This is a genomic window from Citrobacter sp. Marseille-Q3906, assembly GCF_916618775.1.
In the GTDB taxonomy this organism is placed as follows: domain Bacteria; phylum Pseudomonadota; class Gammaproteobacteria; order Enterobacterales; family Enterobacteriaceae; genus Citrobacter; species Citrobacter murliniae.
The window spans coordinates 1,009,076-1,030,847 of the sequence record NZ_CAKAKA010000003.1 but is presented as its reverse complement, the minus strand read 5'-3'; the positions used below and the strand labels follow the sequence as shown (position 1 = coordinate 1,030,847).

Below are 21,772 nucleotides of genomic sequence, written 5' to 3'. Positions count from 1 at the left end.
AAAACGATTCAATAGACAGGCCGGATAAGACTTACGTCGCCATCCGGCGCTTTCATGATGCCTGATGGTGACGCCATTGCGTCTTATCAGGCCTACGAAGAAAAATTATCCACCGTGTAAACGACGCGCGTCGATCACATCGGGTACCTGATTGAGCTTGCCGAGTACGCGCCCGAGCACCTGCAGGTTATAAATTTCGATGGTCATATCGATAGTGGCAAGCTGCTGTTTAGTATCACTACGGCTGGCAACACCCAGCACGTTCACCTTCTCGTTAGCCAGAATGGTAGTGATATCGCGCAATAAGCCGCTACGATCGTTGGCCTGAACACGGACAACCAGCGAATACCCGGCAGAATAACTCTCGCCCCACACCGCGTCGACAATTCGTTCCGGCGCATGTGAGCGCAGCTCCACCAGTTGTTCGCAATCGGCCCGGTGTACGGAAATACCACGCCCCTGGGTGATAAATCCAACGATCTCATCGCCAGGGATCGGCTGGCAGCAGCGAGCGATGTGATGCATCAGGTTTCCAACCCCTTCAACCACGACGCGACCATCATCTTTACGACGGCTTTGCGGCGCATGCGTTTTCTGCTGAAGCTGTTTCAGCGCCGCCGCATCTTGTTCGGCTGCACTCGGCTTATTAAACTGCGATTGCAGGAAGTTCACCATCTGGTTGAGGCGGATATCTCCCCCACCAATCGCAGCCAGCAGTTCCTCAAGTTCGTTGAAGTTGTAACGCGGAAGCAGGTGTTTTTCAGCCTCTTTCAGACTAATGCCCAAATGCGCCAGCTCGTCATCGAGGATCTGTCTTCCGGCCAGAATATTCTTGTCCCTGTCTTGTTTACGGAACCAGGCATGAATTTTCGAGCGGCCACGACTGGTAGTCACATAACCCAGGTTAGGGTTCAGCCAGTCACGACTTGGGTTTGGCTGCTTCTGGGTGATAATTTCAATTTGATCACCCATTTGTAGCTGGTAGGTAAACGGCACGATGCGTCCACCAATTTTGGCACCAATACAACGGTGTCCCACATCACTGTGAATGTGATAGGCAAAATCAAGCGGCGTGGAGCCAGCGGGTAAGTCCACGACATCGCCTTTTGGCGTAAAGACATAAACCCGATCGTCAAAGACCTGGCTGCGCACTTCGTCCAGCATTTCGCCGGAATCCGCCATCTCTTCCTGCCAGGCGATCAGCTTACGTAGCCACGCAATCCGATCTTCATGACCGGAGCGAGCCGCACCTGACGCGGTGCCCTCTTTGTACTTCCAGTGCGCTGCGACGCCCAGCTCCGCATCTTCGTGCATCTGTTTAGTACGGATCTGGATTTCAATGGTTTTACCGCCTGGCCCCAGCACAACCGTATGGATTGACTGGTAACCGTTAGGTTTCGGATTCGCGACGTAGTCATCAAACTCATCAGGCAGATGGCGATAGTGGGTATGAACAATCCCGAGCGCGGCATAGCAGTCCTGCAGACGTTCCGCCACGATACGCACGGCGCGCACATCGAACAATTCATCAAAAGCCAACTGCTTTTTCTGCATTTTGCGCCAGATGCTGTAAATATGTTTCGGGCGACCGTACACTTCCGCTTTAACGCCTTCAATTTTCATTTCAGAGCGCAAATGTCCGACGAACTCATCAATGTAGTGTTCGCGATCGATGCGGCGCTCATGCAGCAATTTGGCAATGCGCTTGTATTCTTCCGGATGCAGATAGCGGAAGCAGTAATCTTCCAGCTCCCATTTTAACTGCCCGATCCCTAAACGGTTGGCCAGCGGAGCATAGATATTGGTGCACTCTTTTGCCGCCAGTACACGTTCATCTTCCGGTGCGTCTTTCACTTCACGCAGGTGCGCAATACGTTCTGCCAGTTTGATGACCACACAGCGGAAGTCGTCCACCATTGCCAACAACATGCGACGGACGTTATCGACCTGTTCTGATGAGACTGAGTCGGTATGCGTTGCTTTAAGCTGGCGGATCGCCGCCATATCGCGTACACCGTGGATAAGATTGACGATAGACGTGCCTACGCTTTCACGCAGAGTATCTTCGCTAACCACGCTGGCATCCGCCAGAGGAAACAGCATTGCAGCCCGCAGTGTGTCGATATCCATACTCAACATAGAGAGTATTTCCACCATTTCCACACCACGCCACAGCAACAGATCCGCATCCGGATGCCCCTGTGTTTGCTGCAGGCAGTACGCCCAGGTTTCGGCTAAGCGTTCACACGACTGCTGGCTGGAGATCCCGAGACTCGCGATCCATTTCTTTGGATCAAACTCACCAGCTTTATTTATATGTGCACTTCTTACCGCAACCATCGTCCTCTCCTTAAGGGGCCAGGCCTGTCGAAGTCGACAAGCCATACCCACTGTCTTTCAGGCTGCATTTTTGTTGGCTTCTGACAGACTCAATGCAACCCGAAATTCATCGGGTAAAATATTTATTACAAACGCTCAAACAGGACCATTGATTCCAGATGTCCAGTGTGCGGGAACATATCGAGCATCGCCAGTCGTTGAATGGCATATCCCGCGTTAAGTAACGCTTCGCTGTCACGAGCCAGCGTAGCAGGATTACAGGATACATAAACAACGCGACCAGGTTTTAATTTTATAATATGTTGCATCACGCCTGCAGCCCCCGCACGCGCAGGATCGAGAAGGACTTTATCGAACCCATTTTTCGCCCACGGCTGCCTGGTGACATCTTCCTCAAGGTTTTCATGAAAGAATGTCACATTGTGTAATCCATTATTCAGTGCATTTTCCCGGCCTTTTTCCACCAGCGCAGGCACACCTTCAACCCCCACCACACTTGCAGCTCGTGCTGCCAGCGGCAGCGTAAAATTCCCCATACCGCAGAACAGATCGAGCACGCGATCCTCAGGCTGCACATCCAGCCATTCCAGTGCCCGGGCCACCATTTGTTGGTTCACCCCTTCATTGACCTGGATAAAATCACGCGGGCTGAAGGTTAAACGTAGTCCATTTGAGTCGTACCAGGGCGATTCCCCTGAGATTGATTCAAGTATCTCGCTTTGTGGAGCCAGAAACAAAGACAGTCCCTGGGAATGCGAAAAGCATTCCAGTTTTTCTTTATCGGCTGCACTTAGTGGTGCCGTATGCCGCAAAATCATCAGGGTGCCGTTACCCGCCTGCACCAGTTCAACATGACCAAGATGCCGAAGCCCTTGCAAACTCTCCAGGCACGCCCTGATGTCGGGCAGCAGCGCCTCAAGTTGGGGCACCAAAACAGGGCATTGCTTCACATCGATAATGTCGCTGGAGCCGGATTGACGAAATCCCATCTGCAACTGCTGTTCTTTGGGTCGATAGTTCAGACTTAAACGCGCCCGACGACGATAACCCCACGGAGTGCCAGAAATGACTTCTGAAACCTCACATTTCATCAAACGTGACAGCGCCGCACTTTTACTTCGCTGCTGCAGATGAATGCTTGCATGCTGCTGCTGGCAGCCGCCACACACACCGAAATGTGGGCAACGTGGCACTTCACGATCCAAACTGTCGTTTAAGCGACGTTTGACTTGCGCTCGGGCAAACTGTTTTTTATCTTCGGTTATTACGACCTCGGCGCTTTCCTGGGGCAATAATTCCGGTATAAACAGGGCCTTCCCGTTATGGCGAGCTACGCCCTGACCAAAAGGATCGAGGTCATTGACAGTAACGGTTATGATCTGACGCGTCGTCACGCGTCGCTTTGCAGAGTAGAATTGCGCCATCGACGAGATATTTCTCTATTTAACAGTGTGACCCTAATTGTCCCATAACGGAACTCCATGACCAACTACAGCCTGCGCGCTCGCATGATGATTCTGATCCTGGCCCCGACCGTCCTGATTGGTTTGCTGCTAAGTATCTTTTTTGTTGTGCACCGCTATAACGACTTGCAGCGTCAACTGGAAGACGCGGGTGCCAGCATCATTGAGCCACTTGCTGTCTCCAGCGAATATGGCATGAACTTGCAAAATCGGGAATCCATCGGCCAGCTTATCAGCGTGCTGCACCGCCGCCATTCCGATATCGTGCGGGCAATTTCTGTCTATGACGAAAATAACCGATTGTTCGTCACATCAAACTTTCATCTCGATCCATCGGAAATGCAGCTTGCTACCGGCGAGCCGTTTCCCCGCAAGCTGAGCGTTACCCGGCTCGGGGATATCATGATCCTGCGTACCCCTATTATATCGGAAAGCTATTCTCCGGATGAATCTGCCATTAGCGATGCGAAAAATACGAAAAACATGCTGGGATACGTGGCACTTGAGTTAGACCTCAAATCAGTGCGGCTACAACAGTACAAAGAGATCTTCATCTCCAGCGTTATGATGCTGTTTTGTATTGGTATTGCGTTAATTTTCGGCTGGCGTCTGATGCGTGACGTCACCGGGCCTATCCGCAACATGGTGAATACCGTCGACCGTATACGAAGAGGGCAACTCGACAGCCGGGTAGAAGGATTTATGTTGGGTGAGCTGGATATGCTGAAGAATGGCATCAACTCAATGGCGATGTCTCTCGCCGCCTATCATGAAGAGATGCAGCACAACATTGATCAGGCCACCTCCGACCTACGTGAAACACTGGAGCAGATGGAGATTCAGAACGTCGAACTGGATCTGGCGAAGAAGCGCGCCCAGGAAGCTGCGCGCATTAAATCTGAGTTTCTGGCAAACATGTCGCATGAACTGCGTACGCCGCTTAATGGCGTCATTGGTTTTACACGCCTGACGTTAAAAACTGAGTTAAACACCACGCAACGGGATCACCTGAATACGATTGAGCGCTCTGCCAACAATCTGTTGGCTATCATCAATGACGTTCTCGACTTCTCCAAACTGGAAGCAGGTAAGCTGATCCTGGAAAGTATCCCCTTTCCTCTGCGCAGTACGCTGGATGATGTCGTAACACTTCTGGCACACTCATCCCATGATAAAGGGCTTGAGCTGACGCTTAATATTAAGAATGATGTGCCAGACAATGTAATCGGCGATCCGCTGCGCTTACAGCAGGTCATTACCAATCTGGTCGGGAATGCCATCAAATTTACCGAGAGCGGTAATATCGACATTCTGGTCGAGAAACGCTCCCTCAGTAATACCAAGGTACAAATCGAAGTACAAATCCGCGATACCGGCATTGGTATTCCGGAACGAGATCAGTCCCGTCTGTTCCAGGCCTTCCGCCAGGCGGATGCCAGTATTTCACGACGCCACGGTGGCACCGGGCTGGGGCTGGTGATTACACAAAAACTGGTTAACGAAATGGGTGGGGATATTTCGTTCCATAGCCAGCCGAATCGCGGCTCCACTTTCTGGTTTCATATCAGTCTCGATCTCAATCCTAACGTTCTCAGTGAACGCTCACCAACCCGTTGCCTGGTCGGTAAACGGCTGGCCTACGTTGAACCCAATGCCACTGCAGCACAATGCACATTGGATATATTAAGTGAAACACCGCTGGAGGTGATTTACAGCCCGTCATTCTCCGCGCTGCCAGCGGATCATTACGATATTTTGCTACTCGGCGTACCCGTTACTTTCCGTGAACCGCTCACCATGCAGCATGAGCGACTGGCAAGCGCTGCAGCGATGTCAGATTTCCTGTTACTGGCGCTTCCTTGCCATGCGCAAATTAACGCGGAGAAATTAAAACAAGGCGGCGCTGCGGCGTGTCTGTTAAAACCACTTACCTCAACCCGCTTGCTGCCTGCACTCACGGAGTATTGTCATCTGAATCAAAGCGCAGAGCTGCTGCTGATGGATGAGAGTAAAATTGCCATGACCGTCATGGCTGTGGATGACAATCCGGCGAACCTCAAACTGATCGGCGCATTGCTGGAAGATAAGGTGCAGCACGTCGAACTGTGTGACAGCGGACATCAGGCAGTAGATCGCGCCAAGCAGATGCAGTTTGATCTGATTCTGATGGATATTCAGATGCCGGATATGGACGGTATACGCGCTTGTGAACTGATCCATCAACTTCCTCATCAGCAACAGACGCCAGTTATTGCCGTAACGGCACACGCCATGGCCGGTCAAAAAGAGAAGCTACTCAGTGCCGGAATGAACGATTATCTGGCGAAGCCAATCGAAGAAGATAAGCTGCATAATCTGCTGTTACGCTACAAGCCCGGAGCAGTTGCGTTGACCCGGGCGATTGCCGTTGAACCCCTTGAGCCAGTCGTCAACCCGAACACCACGCTCGACTGGCAACTGGCATTAAGACAAGCCGCAGGGAAAAACGATCTGGCGCGCGATATGCTGCAAATGCTGATCGATTTCCTGCCTGAGGTTCGTAACAAAATTGAAGAACAACTGGTAGGTGAAAATCCCGAAGGCCTGGTGGATTTGATTCACAAACTGCACGGCAGCTGCGGCTATAGCGGCGTTCCCCGTATGAAGAATCTGTGCCAGCTCATTGAGCAGCAGTTGCGCAGTGGCACCAAAGAAGAAGATCTGGAACCTGAATTTTTAGAGCTTCTTGATGAAATGGATAACGTCGCGCGAGAAGCGAAGAAGATGTTGGGATAACGGTTTAACTACCCGGCGAGCTTAGTGCCGCCGGGTAAATCGCCGGATAGCGGCGTAAACACCTTATCCGGCCCAATAATTCAACGTAATTGTTGCCCTACTTTAAGCGTTGCAGCCACATTTCGCGCCGTCATCCGTACATTTTCGCTCGCATTATCCAGCGCCTCGTCCAGCGTACAAATGGTAAAAATCACGCTAAAAACAGCATCGATACCATGCTCATGCACCACACCAACATCCGGTGTCAGACTACCCGCAATACCAATGACGGGCTTATTGTAACGCTTTGCAACGTTTGCCACACCGACCGGCACTTTGCCATGAATCGTCTGGCTGTCGATACGCCCTTCGCCGGTCACCACTAAATCCGCATCTGCGACGCAGTCATCAAGGTGTAACGCATCGGTTACGATCTCTATGCCACAACGTAACTGAGCGCCACAAAACGCATACAGCGCAGCCCCCATGCCACCGGCAGCACCGCCGCCAGCCAGCTCGAACACCTCAACATTCAGATCGCGGTCAATCAAATGCGCATAGTGCGTTAGCGCCTGATCCAAACGCGCAATCACTTCGGGTGTAGCCCCTTTTTGCGGACCAAATACCGCAGAGGCCCCCTCTTTACCAGTAAGCGGGTTGGTCACATCACATGCCACTTCGATGCGACACTCGGCAAGACGTGCGTCTAACTGAGAGATATCAATCCTGGCGAGCGCTTCCAGGCCCATACCGCCCTGTGCAATGTCGTTATTCTGCTCATCCAGTAATCTTGCCCCCAGGGCCTGTACCATACCGGCACCACCATCGTTTGTTGCACTACCACCAATCCCGATGATGATATGCTCAACCCCCGCATCCAGCGCATGACGTATCAGCTCTCCGGTACCCCAGGAGGTCGTTTTTAGCGGGTTACGTGAACCCGGTGGCACCAGCTCCAGTCCACTGGCTGCTGCCATCTCAATAAACGCGGAACGTGCATCCCCCGATAAGCCATAAAATGCCTGAACATTGCTTCCCAGAGGACCAGTAACATCAACATGAACAAGGCGACCTGCCGTTGCAGCAACCATTGCTTCAACCGTTCCCTCGCCACCATCAGCAAGCGGGATTTTTACGTAATCAGCATCAGGCCAAATTTCACGAAACCCCTGCTCAATGGCAGTTGCCACCTCAAGCGCACTCAAACTTTCCTTATAGGAGTCCGGTGCGATCACTATTTTCATAAAGCATCCTTACGCATGTTGACGGTGTTAAGCATACAACAGGAGAAGTGCCGGTTCCTGTCAGAACCGGCATAACGCTTAGCGCACCATGCATGGGCGTTTATTATCAAAGGTCCAGTTCGGGATCAGATACTGCATTCCCATCGCATCGTCACGCGCCCCCAGTCCATGTTTCTGGTACAGTTCGTGCGCTTTCATTACTTGATCCATATCGAGTTCCACGCCCAGCCCCGGTTTCGCAGGTACCTGCACCATGCCACCTTTAATTTCAAACGGCTCTTTGGTCAGACGCTGGTTGCCTTCCTGCCAGATCCAGTGAGTGTCGATAGCCGTAATTTTACCCGGTGCCGCCGCTGCTACATGGGTAAACATCGCCAGCGAAATATCAAAGTGGTTATTGGAGTGAGAGCCCCATGTCAGGCCAAACTCATGGCACATCTGCGCCACGCGTACGGAACCCTGCATAGTCCAAAAATGCGGATCCGCCAGCGGAATATCAACGGATTGCAGAGACAGCGTATGCCCCATTTGACGCCAGTCGGTCGCGATCATATTGGTCGCCGTCGGCAGTCCGGTAGCGCGACGGAATTCTGCCATCACTTCACGCCCGGAGAAGCCTTGCTCTGCCCCACACGGATCTTCGGCATAGGCCAGCGAGCCTTTCAGGTATTTACCGATTTTGATCGCTTCATTGAGCGACCAGGCACCGTTTGGATCCAGCGTCACGCGCGCCTGTGGGAAGCGTTTCGCCAACGCAACAATAGATTCAGCCTCTTCTTCCCCTGCCAGCACACCGCCTTTCAGTTTGAAGTCATTGAAACCATATTTTTCATACGCCGCTTCTGCCAGTCTTACCACTGCATCCGGAGTCATCGCCTCTTCATGACGCAGACGATACCAGTCACATTGCTCATCCTGCTGGCTCTGATACGGCAACGGCGTCGCTTTACGGTTGCCAACAAAGAACAGATAACCAAGCATTTCGACTTCGCTACGCTGCTGACCATCGCCCAGCAAAGAGGCCACGTTTACCCCCAGATGCTGACCCAGCAGATCCAGCATTGCTGCTTCGATCCCGGTAACAACGTGAATAGTGGTACGTAGATCGAAGGTCTGCAAACCACGCCCACCGGCATCGCGATCGGCAAATGTATTGCGTACGGCATTCAGCACATTTTTATATTCGCCAAGCGCTTTGCCGACTACCAGCGGGATCGCATCTTCCAGGGTTTTGCGAATTTTCTCGCCACCGGGAATTTCACCGACGCCAGTATGGCCGGAGTTATCTTTGATAATCACAATATTACGCGTGAAGAATGGGGCATGCGCGCCGCTCAGATTCATCAGCATGCTGTCGTGACCCGCAACCGGAATAACCTGCATAGCGGTAACGACTGGGGTAGTAAATTGTGTACTCATCATTGTGTCCTTATTCAAAATCAGTGACGGCCGAAAACGGGACGTTTACGGTCAAAAGTCCATCCGGGGATCAAATACTGCATCGGGCCTGCGTCATTACGCGCGCCACCGGGCAACGCCTTATACGCTTCATGTGCTTTTTGTACCTGATCCCAGTCCAGTTCCACACCCAGTCCGGGGGCGTCCGGAACAGCAATTTTTCCGTTCTTAATTTCCAGTGGATTTTTAGTCAGGCGGCAATCACCCTCCTGCCAGATCCAGTGCGTGTCGATAGCCGTCGGATTGCCCGGTGCAGCAGCACCAACATGGGTAAACATCGCCAGCGATATATCGAAGTGGTTATTCGAGTGGCAACCCCAGGTCAGGCCCCAGTCATCGCACAACTGTGCCACGCGCACCGCGCCAGAAAGCGTCCAGAAGTGCGGATCGGCCAGCGGAATATCCACAGAGTTGAGCATCACTGCATGACCCATTTCACGCCAGTTGGTAGCGATCATATTAGTCGCGACAGGCAGTCCCGTCGCACGACGGAACTCCGCCATCACTTCGCGACCAGAGAACCCTTGTTCCGCACCACATGGGTCTTCCGCGTAGGTCAGAACATCATTCAACCCTTTACACAGCGAGATAGCTTCATCCAGTAGCCAGGCACCGTTGGGATCGACCGTAATACGTGCGTCTGGGAAGCGTTTTTTCAGCGCACGTGCGGTTTCAATTTCCTGCTCACCTGGCAGCACACCGCCTTTGAGTTTGAAATCTTTAAAACCGTAGCGATCCTGCGACGCTTCTGCCAGACGTACTACCGCATCGCTGTTCATCGCTTGCTGGTGGCGCAGGTGATACCATTCATGATTACCCGGAGTACTTTCCAGATACGGTAAATCGGTCTTTGTGCGATCACCGACATAGAACAAATAGCCAAGTACGGTCACCGCGTCGCGCTGTTTACCCGGCCCTAACAGTTCGCAGACCGGTACATTGAGCGCTTTGCCCAGCAGATCCAACAGCGCAGCTTCCAGCGCCGCCACCGCGTTGACTCGCAGCTCAAAGGTCCAGGCGCCTTTACCAAAGGTGTCAAAGTCAGCCGCCTGATTTCCTTTATGTACCTGCTGGACCACTTTATTCAGCCGGGCGACCTCCTTGCCCAATACCATCGGGATGGCGTCTACCAGCGTCTGATAAATCACTTCCCCGCCCGGCGCTTCACCGACGCCGGTATTCCCGGCGTTGTCGGTGAGAACGACGATGTTGCGGGTAAAATGTGCGTTGTGCGCGCCGCCAATATTAAGCAGCATGCTGTCATGCCCGGCCACCGGGATGACCTTCATGTCGGTAATTACGGGACTCGATTGTGTTGTCATGATCATTGCCCTGCTACAGGTTTCAGTTCGATACGCTTAATATCGCCCACCAGCACCAGATAGCTCAGTACGGCAATCAGCGCGTGAACACCCACGTAAATCAATGCGCCGTTGAACGAGCCAGTGGTGCCAACGATGTAGCCGATGGCAATCGGCGTCACGATGCCGGAGATGTTACCGAACATATTGAACAGGCCACCGCTCAGGCCGCTGATCTCTTTTGGTGCGGTATCAGCCATCACCGCCCAACCCAGCGCCCCAATACCTTTGCCAAAGAAGGCCAGTGCCATAAAGCCGATGATCATCCATTCAACGTTGACGTAGTTACAGAACACCATCACCATCGATAACAGCATCCCCATAACAATTGGCGTTTTACGGGCGATATTCAGCGAACCAGTACGGCGCATCAGCCAGTCGGAAATAATGCCGCCGAGCACGCCACCAGCGAAGCCGCAAATCGCCGGCACCGAGGCGACAAACCCCGCTTTCAGAATCGACATGCCGCGTGCCTGCACCAAATAAACCGGGAACCAGGTAATGAAAAAGTAGGTCAGGGCGTTAATACAGTACTGACCGATATAGATACCTACCATCATACGAGAGCCAATCAGTTGCTTAATTTGCCCCCACTTCACGCTGAACGGAACCTTGGCTTTGGCTGCGGCCTGATCCATGTTGATCAGCGCGCCACCTGCGGCAATATACTCAAGCTCTTTTTGGTTCACACCAGGATGCTGGTTCGGTTCGTGGATAACCTTCAACCAGATAAAGCTAATCACGATCCCGAGGCCCCCCATAAAGAAGAACACGTGTGACCAACCCACTTCATGAGTCAGCCAGCCCATAATCGGAGCGAAGATAACGGTGGCAAAGTACTGTGCAGAGTTGAAGATAGCGACCGCCGTTCCCCTTTCCTGTGCCGGGAACCAGGCCGCGACGATTCGACTGTTACCGGGGAATGAAGGCGCTTCAGCGAGACCAACCAGGAATCGCAGAGTGAACAGCGCAACGATGATGCCGAAGCCGCTAAAGATGTCGACGAAGCCCTGCAACAGGGTAAACATGGACCAGATAAAGATGGACCAGAAATAGACACGTTTTGAACCGAAGCGGTCGAGCAGCCAGCCGCCTGGGATCTGGCCGATAACATAAGCCCATGAGAAGGCAGAGAAAACATATCCCATGCCAACCGCATCCAGGCCAATGTCTTTGGCCATTTCTGAACCTGCAATCGATAAGGTAGCGCGATCGCCGTAGTTGAAGGATGTGACGATAAACAGCATCACCACTATCCAGTAGCGAGCATTTGTGCGTTTTTCCGCACTGCTCGCTGCCTGACTTAATGAACTCATTGTTGCACTCCTGAATTTTCGTGTTAGCCACGCTCACTCTGAACTGCACAACCGGTAGGGAATCAGAGGTGACGTTTCATATATATGCAGCTTTTTATGAGGTCGTTCGCCTTGCATGCTGCGTTTTTATTTACTGGCATAAGCAGTATAAAAAGCGTCCCGCGCGCTCTCACCGTGCAACAACACAACATTTTGGCAGCGTATCACGTATGTTTGTGGCAAAAGCCCAGGGTACTGGAAGCAACTTCACGGAAATGAAATCCGATGGGTTGAAAAGGAGAATGTCAGGCGTGAAAAGAGAGGAGTGTGAAACAGGTCGCTTGACCCTATGAAAACGCCAGTAAAACCCCTTTCAAATGAAAGGCTTTTACTGGCATTTGCCCGAAGCTAACACGATTCAGTTTTATTAGGATAGAAACGGGTCGTTCTTTTGCTTACTGGCACAGGCAAGGCACCCTCCCGGTAGGGGGAGGGTGAACCTTAAGACAGGAGGGTTCCCCAGTTTTCTACCCAGGGATTGGATTCACTTTCCGGCTCAGGGTGCTCACTGGCATCAATCAGCAGCATCTCACCCACGCGCTGGGCGCTCTGCTCCTGTAGCAAAGCGTCAAACTGTTTTCCGCCATTGCAGAAATTAACGTAGCTACTGTCACCCAGTGCAATCACGCCGTAACGCAGATTTGGCTGGAAACCAAGATTATCTTTAATCCCCTGAAAAAGCGGCACAATGCTGTCGGGAAGATCCCCTTGTCCGGTTGTTGAGGTTACTACCAGCACATATTTTTCCTGATACGCCTGCCAGTCAGTCAGCTCAGGATCTTCAAACACCGTGGCTTTATGACCCTGTGCAGTAAGGATCGCTTCGGCCTCTTCGGCTACCAGCAGCGCGTTTCCGTACATCGTGCCGACAAAAATACCAATTTCCGCCATACCCTTTGTCTCCCTGAATTAAGAATCTATCTGCTCATCCTGACCCGACGGCTCGCTTAACTCAACCCTTTCATTCTCAGGGAGAAGTCCACGCCAGCCAAACTGTGATAACGCCTGCATCCAGACCTCGTCAAGTCCGGCGCGAATAACCAGCGGCTCCCCGGTAAACGGATGAATAAGTTCAAGCTGGCTGGCATGCAGCATTAATCGCTGGCAACCGAAATGCTCTGCAGCACTGCGATTTTGCCGCAAATCTCCATGCTTACTGTCGCCAATTATAGGATGGCGCAAGTGAGCAAGATGGCGTCTGAGTTGATGTTTACGCCCTGTTTGAGGATCAAGCTCCACCAGCCCGTATCGGGTTGTCGGATACCGCCCGGTTGCCACCGGCATTTCAACCGTCGCCAGACCTCGATAATGTGTGACCGCTGGCTGCGGCTCTTTGTCCACGCGGGCAAATTTATCGGCGATTTTGTCCAACTCCTCCACCAGTGGATAATCCAGCACCGCATCATCCATCAGCCAGCCGCGCACAATCGCATGGTAACGTTTCTGGATTTGGTGCTGTTCAAACTGCTGCGACAACAGACGCCCGGCTTCACTGGATAACCCCATCAGCAGAACACCAGATGTCGGTCTGTCGAGGCGATGAACGGTAAAAACATGCTGACCAATCTGGTCGCGCACCGTTTGCATCACCACCACTTTCTCGTCACGGTCGAGCCAACTACGGTGGACCAGCCAGCCAGAAGGTTTATTTACAGCAACCAGCCATTCATCCTGATAGAGTATTTCCAGCATCAGATGTTATCGCTTGTAAACAGCGCATCCAGATCCTGCAATGCCATCAGAATAACCTCACGCTGCGGGTGATCGGCTGCCAGCGCCATTTCGTAATACGGCGAGATGGCAAATGCCTCCGGAAGTGGCTGAGCATTATCCAGCAGGGCATGCATGCGGGGAATCAACACCCATTGCAGCCATTCAACTGGTTCCATGGTATCCATACAAAAAGGCTGCGTGCTGGTAAACAGATGCTCCTCTGGCTCATCCATCCGCCAGTGATTATGTTCACGCAGCAACGCTTCTAGCGCATGTAACTGCTCGCGCACACGGTCATGAGTCGTCATGAAATTAACCTCAATGATGAAAAATCTGGCGCGAAGAATAGCACTTGTGAAAAGGAAATAAAAAAAGGGAGCACTGTAAAAACAGTGCTCCCGGTTCGTTTCGCAGCATTCCAGCTACTTTTAGTGCTCCCTGCTCATCCGTGACAACTTTTCCTGTGGTCTTTCGACCTGTTCGTCCTGAACGTTTGCATCCTGCTCACACCACCCCGATGTGAAAACTTCATCCTGAAGTGTCCCTGGCCATCCTGACCCACCGGCTATCCTGACCGGCTCTCGTTCTCCTTCCTGGAGGTGTCCTTTAACGCATCCAGCGTTTTCCTCTTTGCTTCATCCTGAAGCCTGTCCTTGCAACACCATCCTGGTGTGTCCTGCAGAAGTGTCATCATCCTGATGTTCACTTCGTTGTGCGACTCCTTGTCGACAGAGATAGAATCGCCTGTTTCGCCTTATCTTACAAGACACTTACAGACAACCCCTTAAGCTTTTTTTCATATGAAAGCGGGTAGTAAGATAGTAATACGTTGATTTACATAAAATTAGTGTTAAATGGAACAACTAAACCTTTACTTATTACCTGGCAATCTCCTACAGGGTTTGTAAGAGATCTCTCACACGGTTCAGGGCAAACTGGACTACAGAACAGGCTTAAGTTGAGTGAGAAATTCCGCAAGCGAAGCCGCCAGTACCGTTCTGTTACGGGTACCCAGCGTTTCTTTGCACACTTCTCCAGACAGGTTGCACACGGAAATGACATCAAGTTCATTTTCTTGTGTGGCAATAAAAAGCGTAGGCGATAACTTGAGTCGCTTTTGCGTAACCAGATGGCCGATCAGGTTTTCCTGAACACGCCTGAAGTCATCTTCACTCCAGGTTTGCAGCAATGTCAGCTTTTCATCTGCAAACTGCGCGTGCATATCCCCGGCAAACTGGGTGGTATAAAAAGCATGAATAGCGGGTTGTATCACAATATCAAAGGCGCGTTCAACCGCATTTACGTTGGCGTCTCCCACAAAGGGTTGGGGTTGCCAGTACACCGCATCATTGGTGGAAGAAATAATGCACGGAGAAGGTACGCCGTACAGCTCTTCGCTCAACGGCCAACTGTTATTTTGTTCATGCCATGCGTCGCAATAACGTGTCGTAAAGGCTGTCAACGCCTGCGCAGTCAATTCGTCCACTGATTTCTCTCTTCACAAAAGCCAGGATACACTTGTCGCATAGTGTATCTGGTTTATGACGGTGAAACATGTCTTCTTATGAAAACCATCAGGCGCTTGATGGCCTGACTCTCGGAAAATCAACAGATTACCGGGATAATTACGATGCCAGTCTGTTGCAGGGCGTTCCGCGCAGCCTGAACCGCGACCCGCTGGATTTAAAGGCCGATAACCTGCCTTTTCACGGTGCCGATATCTGGACGCTGTATGAACTGTCCTGGCTGAATGCTAACGGCTTGCCGCAGGTTGCCGTCGGTCATGTTGAACTGGATTACACCAGCGTTAATCTGATTGAATCGAAAAGCTTTAAGCTCTATCTGAACAGCTACAACCAAACCCGGTTTGACTCCTGGGATGCGGTTCGCCAGACGCTGGAAAACGATCTGCGCGCCTGCGCTCAGGGTGATGTCAGCGTGGCACTCTATCGTATTGACGAACTGGAAGGGCAACCTATTGCCCATTTCAACGGTACCTGCATCGATGACCAGGACATCGTTATCGACAACTACGAATTCAGTACAGAGTATCTGGAAAATGCCGTTAGCGGTGAGAAAGCGGTGGAAGAAACCCTGGTCAGCCACTTGCTGAAATCCAACTGTCTGATCACTCATCAGCCGGACTGGGGCTCCATACAGATTCAGTACCGTGGACGAAAAATCGATCGCGAGAAGCTGTTGCGTTATCTGGTCTCTTTCCGCCATCACAATGAATTCCACGAGCAGTGCGTGGAACGCATTTTCAATGACATTCTGCGCTTCTGCCAGCCGGAAAAACTGAGCGTCTATGCGCGCTACACTCGACGTGGCGGCCTGGACATTAATCCGTGGCGAACTAACACCAATTTTGTCCCCGCCATCGGCAGACTGGTACGTCAGTAATCTTTTTTCTCAATTTTGCGTGTCGGATTCCGCACGCAAGGTTGTGAAAGATCATAAGCCAGGGCTATTGTAATCAATAGAGGATGATGTCTCTCGTCCCGTAAGGAGTTTACTTGATTACACATATTAGCCCCCTTGGCTCAATGGACATGTTGTCGCAGCTGGAAGTCGATATGCTTAAACGCACGGCCAGCAGCGACCTGTATCAACTGTTTCGTAACTGTTCTCTTGCCGTCCTGAACTCCGGCAGTTTGACTGACAACAGCAAAGAGCTGCTGTCACGTTTTGAAAGTTTCGACATTAACGTGCTACGCCGCGAACGTGGCGTGAAGCTGGAGCTGATTAACCCACCTGAAGATGCGTTTGTTGATGGACGTATTATTCGCGCGCTACAGGCCAACCTGTTTGCCGTGCTGCGCGATATTCTTTTTGTCAACGGACAGATCAGTAACGCCGGTCGCTTTCAACATCTGGATCTTGAAAGCTCAGTGCACATCACTAACCTGGTCTTCTCAATCCTGCGTAACGCCCGAGCGCTGCACGTCGGTGAAGCGCCGAATATGGTCGTCTGCTGGGGCGGTCACTCGATTAACGAAAATGAGTACCTTTATGCCCGTCGCGTCGGCACTCAACTGGGTCTGCGTGAACTGAACATCTGTACCGGTTGTGGTCCAGGAGCGATGGAAGCCCCGATGAAAGGTGCTGCGGTCGGCCACGCCCAACAGCGCTACAGAGACAGCCGCTTTATCGGTATGACTGAGCCATCAATCATTGCCGCTGAGCCGCCTAACCCGCTGGTTAACGAACTCATTATCATGCCGGACATTGAAAAACGTCTGGAAGCGTTTGTACGTATTGCGCACGGTATTATCATTTTCCCTGGTGGCGTAGGAACAGCGGAAGAGCTGCTGTATCTGTTGGGGATCCTGATGAATCCGGCCAACAAAGATCAGGTTCTGCCACTGATCCTGACCGGTCCTAAAGAGAGTGCGGATTACTTCCGGGTCCTGGATGAGTTTATCGTGCACACGCTGGGAGAAAATGCTCGTCGTCACTACCGCATCATCATTGATGATGCTTCGGAAGTAGCGCGCTTGATGAAAAAAGCGATGCCGCTGGTGAAAGAGAATCGCCGCGACACCGGAGATGCCTACAGTTTCAACTGGTCGATTCGTATCGCACCTGACTTGCAGATGCCGTTCGAGCCGTCCCATGAAAACATGGCCAATCTGAAACTGTATCCTGACCAGCCCGTTGAAGTGCTGGCGGCTGACCTGCGTCGTGCGTTCTCCGGTATTGTTGCGGGTAACGTGAAAGAAGTTGGCATCCGTGCCATTGAAGAGTTTGGCCCGTACAAAATCCACGGTGACCGCGAGATGATGCGGCGCATGGACGATCTCCTGCAGGGCTTTGTTGCGCAACATCGTATGAAGCTACCTGGTACTGCGTATATCCCTTGCTACGAGATCTGCGCTTAACCTCCAACGACAGATTGACGCTGCTATCGCGGTGACAGATTTGTCCATATACAAGCCGGGATTGGCACCTCTGCCTCCCGGCTTTTTTAGTGATACCAGTCACATAGCACAACTCCAACACATAAATACCAATAATATCTCCTCAAAAAAGCCTCAACACGCAAACGTTTACCTTCCGAAGCCGACCGTGATTTATCGCCGCAAATTATTATTAGTCGCCAGAATTCACTAAAAATGACAGTTTTTACAGCGCAACGCTCGTATCTTCTCGCCTTACCTTTCATGGCATATGTCGTTAATGGTAGCCTTCGCGCCCGTAAATTCGCTTTGACTATTTTTTAACAGATTAATGGTCCAAATTTATCCACATAAAAGGTGGATTATTGCATTTGAGATCGCGATCACTGATACATTCATAACTAAAATGTATCTTTCCGCCCGAAAATTATTACGGCGAAAAATTATATAAAAAATCGCTAAACGAATTTCGTTTTACAGTCGGGTCTTTTTTCATTGGATTGAACCCAAACCTGACTTTTTAAGCTTCCTCCAGGAGAAATAGATGGAAAACACGCAAACCAGCACTATCGTTACGGGCCAGACCCGCAGCGCATGGCGCAAGACAGACACCATGTGGATGTTGGGCCTTTACGGCACGGCGATTGGCGCGGGTGTATTATTCCTGCCAATTAACGCAGGCGTTGGCGGTATGATCCCGCTGATTATCATGGCCATTCTTGCCTTCCCGATGACCTTCTTTGCTCACCGTGGCCTGACTCGCTTCGTGTTATCCGGTAAAAATCCGGGTGAAGACATTACCGAAGTTGTAGAAGAACACTTTGGCATTGGCGCGGGTAAGCTGATCACTCTGCTCTACTTCTTCGCTATTTACCCAATTCTGTTGGTGTACAGCGTTGCTATCACTAACACAGTAGAAAGCTTCCTGACCCATCAGCTAGCAATTACCCCACCGCCGCGCGCGATCCTTTCTCTGATCCTGATTGTCGGCATGATGACCATTGTTCGCTTCGGTGAGCAGATGATCGTGAAAGCGATGAGCATCCTGGTGTTCCCGTTCGTTGCTGCATTGATGCTGCTGGCTCTGTACCTGATCCCTCAGTGGAGCGGTGCGGTTCTGGAAACTCTGTCTTTTGACTCTGCGGCAACCACCGGCAATGGCCTGTTGTTGACCCTGTGGCTGGCAATCCCGGTAATGGTGTTCTCCTTCAACCACTCCCCGATCATCTCCTCCTTCGCCGTAGCGAAGCGTGAAGAGTACGGTGATGAAGCTGAGAAGAAATGTTCTAAGATCCTGGCATTCGCTCACATCATGATGGTATTGACCGTTATGTTCTTCGTCTTCAGCTGCGTATTTAGCCTGACCCCGGCGGATCTGGCTGCGGCGAAAGAGCAGAACATCTCCATCCTGTCTTACCTGGCGAACCACTTTAACGCGCCGATCATTGCCTGGATGGCACCGATCATCGCGATTATTGCTATCACCAAATCCTTCCTCGGCCACTACCTGGGCGCACGTGAAGGTTTCAACGGTATGGTAATTAAGTCTCTGCGTAGCAAAGGCAAATCCATCGAAATCAACAAACTGAACAAAATCACTGCGCTGTTCATGCTGGTAACCACCTGGATTGTGGCAACGCTGAACCCGAGCATCCTCGGTATGATTGAGACCCTGGGTGGCCCAATCATCGCGATGATTCTGTTCCTGATGCCGATGTATGCGATTCAGAAAGTACCGGCAATGCGTAAGTACAGCGGTCATATCAGCAACGTCTTCGTTGTGATTATGGGCCTGATTGCAATCTCCGCTATTTTCTACTCGCTGTTTAGTTAATCCCCTGCGCCGCCCTCGGGCGGCGCACCTCGTTACACAATGGACGCCTAATGATTAGCGTATTCGATATCTTCAAAATCGGCATTGGCCCTTCCAGTTCCCATACTGTAGGCCCAATGAAAGCAGGCAAACAATTCACGGACGACCTGATTGCGCGCGGAATACTCACTGACGTAACCCGCGTAGTGGTTGATGTTTATGGTTCTCTGTCTCTGACGGGGAAAGGCCACCACACCGACATCGCGATTATTATGGGCCTGGCGGGTAATCTGCCGGATACCGTAGACATCGACTCCATCCCGGGATTCATCCAGGATGTTAATACTCATGGACGTTTGCTGCTGGCAGACGGTCAGCATGAAGTTGAGTTCCCGGTCGATAAGTGCATGAATTTCCATACAGATAATCTGTCTCTGCACGAAAACGGGATGCGAATTACTGCGCTGGCGGGTGAAAAGGCCATATACAGCCAGACCTACTATTCCATTGGCGGTGGATTTATCGTTGATGAAGAACACTTTGGTTTACCGAATAACTCGCCGGTAAACGTACCGTACCCGTATAAATCCGCAGCCGACCTGCAAAGACATTGCCAGGAAACTGGTCTGTCGCTTTCCGGTCTGATGATGCAAAACGAACTGGCGTTACACAGCAAAGAAGAGCTGGAACAGCACTTTGCCAACGTCTGGGAAGTCATGCGTAGCGGAATTGAACGTGGCATCACCACAGAAGGCGTGTTGCCGGGCAAACTGCGCGTTCCACGTCGAGCGGCAGCGCTGCGTCGTATGCTGGTAAGCAGCGATAAAACCACCACCGATCCGATGGCGGTTGTTGACTGGATCAACATGTTCGCGCTGGCGGTTAATGAAGAAAATGCTGCCGGTGGACGCGTGGTCACTGCACCGACTAACGGTGCGTGCGGGATTGTTCCGGCTGTGCTGGCGTATTACGACAAGTTCATCCGCGAAGTGAACGCTAACTCACTGGCACGCTATATGCTGGTCGCAAGCGCCATTGGTTCACTATACAAGATGAACGCCTCTATCTCAGGTGCTGAAGTCGGTTGCCAGGGTGAAGTCGGCGTAGCATGTTCAATGGCGGCGGCGGGTCTGGCTGAACTGCTGGGCGGTAGCCCAACGCAGGTATGTATCGCCGCGGAAATCGGTATGGAACACAACCTCGGGTTAACCTGCGATCCGGTTGCCGGTCAGGTTCAGGTACCGTGCATTGAACGTAATGCCATTGCCTCCGTGAAAGCGGTTAATGCTGCACGTATGGCGCTGCGCCGTACCAGCGAGCCGCGCGTGTGCCTCGATAAAGTTATCGAGACCATGTACGAAACGGGTAAAGACATGAACGCCAAGTACCGCGAAACTTCTCGCGGCGGCCTGGCAATGAAGATTGTTACCTGCGATTAATTCTCTTCAGATTGCCGGACTGGCGTTAACCGCCATCCGGCAAAATGTTGATTTCTGATATTAGCCTCGCTTCGCCGTGAATGTTACCCTACACCCTGATTTGTAAGGGAGAACATTGTGGCCGTCCATCTGCTTATCGTTGATGCACTGAATCTCATCCGCCGCATTCATGCGGTTCAGGGTTCACCCTGTGTGGAGACATGCCAGCACGCGCTCGATCAATTAATTGTGCACAGCCAGCCCACGCATGCTGTTGCAGTATTTGATGATGAAGCACGTAACAGCGGCTGGCGTCACCAACGACTGCCCGACTACAAAGCGGGCCGTCCACCGATGCCCGACGAATTACATAATGAAATGCCCGCCTTACGTACCGCTTTTGAGCAGCGTGGGGTCTGCTGCTGGGTCTCAAGTGGTAATGAGGCTGACGATTTGGCCGCAACCCTGGCAGTAAAAGTCACCCAGGCTGGGCATCAGGCTACCATTGTCTCGACCGATAAAGGCTACTGTCAGTTGCTCTCCCCGACGCTGCGTATACGCGATTATTTTCAAAAGCGCTGGCTGGATGCACCGTTCATTGAGAAAGAGTTTGGCGTACTGCCTCAGCAGTTACCGGATTACTGGGGACTGGCGGGGATAAGCAGTTCAAAAGTACCTGGCGTCGCAGGCATTGGTCCTAAAAGCGCAACCCAGTTGTTAGTTCAGTTTCAACATCTGGAAGGGATTTACGCCCATCTCGATAATGTGCCTGAAAAATGGCGTAAGAAACTGGAGGCGCACAAAGAGATGGCATTTCTTTGCCGCGATATCGCCCGGTTGCAAACGGATTTACATATCGACGGGAATTTGCAGCAACTTCGGCTGATACGATGATAAATGAATTGCCGTGTGGCTGCGCTCATCCGGCTTACAGAACCAACAAACTGTAAGCCG

16 protein-coding genes are annotated in these 21,772 nt (G+C 51.7%); 6 read left to right on the top strand and 10 right to left on the bottom strand.

The window, feature by feature from the left end; genetic code table 11:
• Positions 1-105: 105 nt before the first annotated feature.
• Complete coding sequence (relA, locus tag LG384_RS22220) at positions 106-2,340, bottom strand: GTP diphosphokinase (protein WP_045446871.1); 2,235 nt, start codon at positions 2,338-2,340, stop codon at positions 106-108.
• A 125-nt stretch (positions 2,341-2,465) separates the two neighbouring features.
• Entirely contained in the window at positions 2,466-3,764 is a 1,299-nt protein-coding gene (rlmD, locus tag LG384_RS22215) for a 23S rRNA (uracil(1939)-C(5))-methyltransferase RlmD (protein WP_225761538.1), read from the bottom strand.
• Positions 3,765-3,821: 57 nt separating this feature from the next.
• Here rlmD and barA point away from each other — a divergent pair, with 57 nt between their 5' ends.
• Positions 3,822-6,578, top strand: coding sequence for a two-component sensor histidine kinase BarA (gene barA / locus LG384_RS22210; protein WP_045446877.1), 2,757 nt, complete (start codon positions 3,822-3,824; stop codon positions 6,576-6,578).
• Between the two features lie 80 nt (positions 6,579-6,658).
• Here barA and LG384_RS22205 read toward each other — a convergent pair whose 3' ends face one another.
• From LG384_RS22205 to syd, 8 genes are all read right to left on the bottom strand, one after another.
• On the bottom strand, positions 6,659-7,801 hold the full coding sequence (locus tag LG384_RS22205) for a glycerate kinase (RefSeq protein ID WP_225761537.1): 1,143 nt from the start codon (positions 7,799-7,801) through the stop codon (positions 6,659-6,661).
• Between the two features lie 78 nt (positions 7,802-7,879).
• Positions 7,880-9,220 (bottom strand): glucarate dehydratase, encoded by a 1,341-nt coding sequence (gene gudD / locus LG384_RS22200; protein ID WP_045446883.1) that lies wholly within the window; start codon positions 9,218-9,220, stop codon positions 7,880-7,882.
• A 20-nt stretch (positions 9,221-9,240) separates the two neighbouring features.
• Positions 9,241-10,581: an enolase C-terminal domain-like protein gene (locus LG384_RS22195; protein ID WP_045446886.1), complete on the bottom strand. Its 1,341-nt coding sequence runs from the start codon at positions 10,579-10,581 to the stop codon at positions 9,241-9,243.
• 2 nt (positions 10,582-10,583) lie between these two features.
• Positions 10,584-11,936 (bottom strand): galactarate/glucarate/glycerate transporter GudP, encoded by a 1,353-nt coding sequence (gene gudP / locus LG384_RS22190; protein ID WP_045446889.1) that lies wholly within the window; start codon positions 11,934-11,936, stop codon positions 10,584-10,586.
• A gap of 480 nt (positions 11,937-12,416) precedes the next feature.
• Entirely contained in the window at positions 12,417-12,866 is a 450-nt protein-coding gene (locus LG384_RS22185) for a flavodoxin (RefSeq protein ID WP_045446892.1), read from the bottom strand.
• Positions 12,867-12,884: 18 nt separating this feature from the next.
• Complete coding sequence (truC, locus tag LG384_RS22180) at positions 12,885-13,667, bottom strand: tRNA pseudouridine(65) synthase TruC (protein ID WP_045446895.1); 783 nt, start codon at positions 13,665-13,667, stop codon at positions 12,885-12,887.
• The gene (locus LG384_RS22175; RefSeq protein WP_045446898.1) at positions 13,667-13,996 is read right to left on the bottom strand and encodes a YqcC family protein; all 330 of its coding nucleotides are present in this window, start codon (positions 13,994-13,996) and stop codon (positions 13,667-13,669) included. The genes truC and LG384_RS22175 overlap by 1 nt, the downstream gene beginning before the upstream one ends.
• Before the next feature lie 632 nt (positions 13,997-14,628).
• Positions 14,629-15,174 (bottom strand): SecY-interacting protein, encoded by a 546-nt coding sequence (gene syd, locus LG384_RS22170; protein ID WP_045446901.1) that lies wholly within the window; start codon positions 15,172-15,174, stop codon positions 14,629-14,631.
• A gap of 68 nt (positions 15,175-15,242) precedes the next feature.
• Here syd and queF point away from each other — a divergent pair, with 68 nt between their 5' ends.
• The 5 genes from queF (at position 15,243) to xni (ending at position 21,712) form a co-directional block, all read left to right on the top strand.
• On the top strand, positions 15,243-16,091 hold the full coding sequence (gene queF / locus LG384_RS22165; RefSeq protein WP_045446904.1) for an NADPH-dependent 7-cyano-7-deazaguanine reductase QueF: 849 nt from the start codon (positions 15,243-15,245) through the stop codon (positions 16,089-16,091).
• A gap of 113 nt (positions 16,092-16,204) precedes the next feature.
• The gene (gene ppnN, locus LG384_RS22160) at positions 16,205-17,569 is read left to right on the top strand and encodes a nucleotide 5'-monophosphate nucleosidase PpnN (protein WP_045446906.1); all 1,365 of its coding nucleotides are present in this window, start codon (positions 16,205-16,207) and stop codon (positions 17,567-17,569) included.
• Between the two features lie 562 nt (positions 17,570-18,131).
• On the top strand, positions 18,132-19,421 hold the full coding sequence (locus LG384_RS22155; RefSeq protein ID WP_045446909.1) for an HAAAP family serine/threonine permease: 1,290 nt from the start codon (positions 18,132-18,134) through the stop codon (positions 19,419-19,421).
• A gap of 50 nt (positions 19,422-19,471) precedes the next feature.
• Positions 19,472-20,839: an L-serine ammonia-lyase gene (locus tag LG384_RS22150; RefSeq protein WP_045446912.1), complete on the top strand. Its 1,368-nt coding sequence runs from the start codon at positions 19,472-19,474 to the stop codon at positions 20,837-20,839.
• Positions 20,840-20,956: 117 nt separating this feature from the next.
• Positions 20,957-21,712, top strand: a complete 756-nt coding sequence (gene xni, locus LG384_RS22145) for a flap endonuclease Xni (protein WP_225761536.1) — start codon at positions 20,957-20,959, stop codon at positions 21,710-21,712.
• Positions 21,713-21,772: the final 60 nt, after the last annotated feature.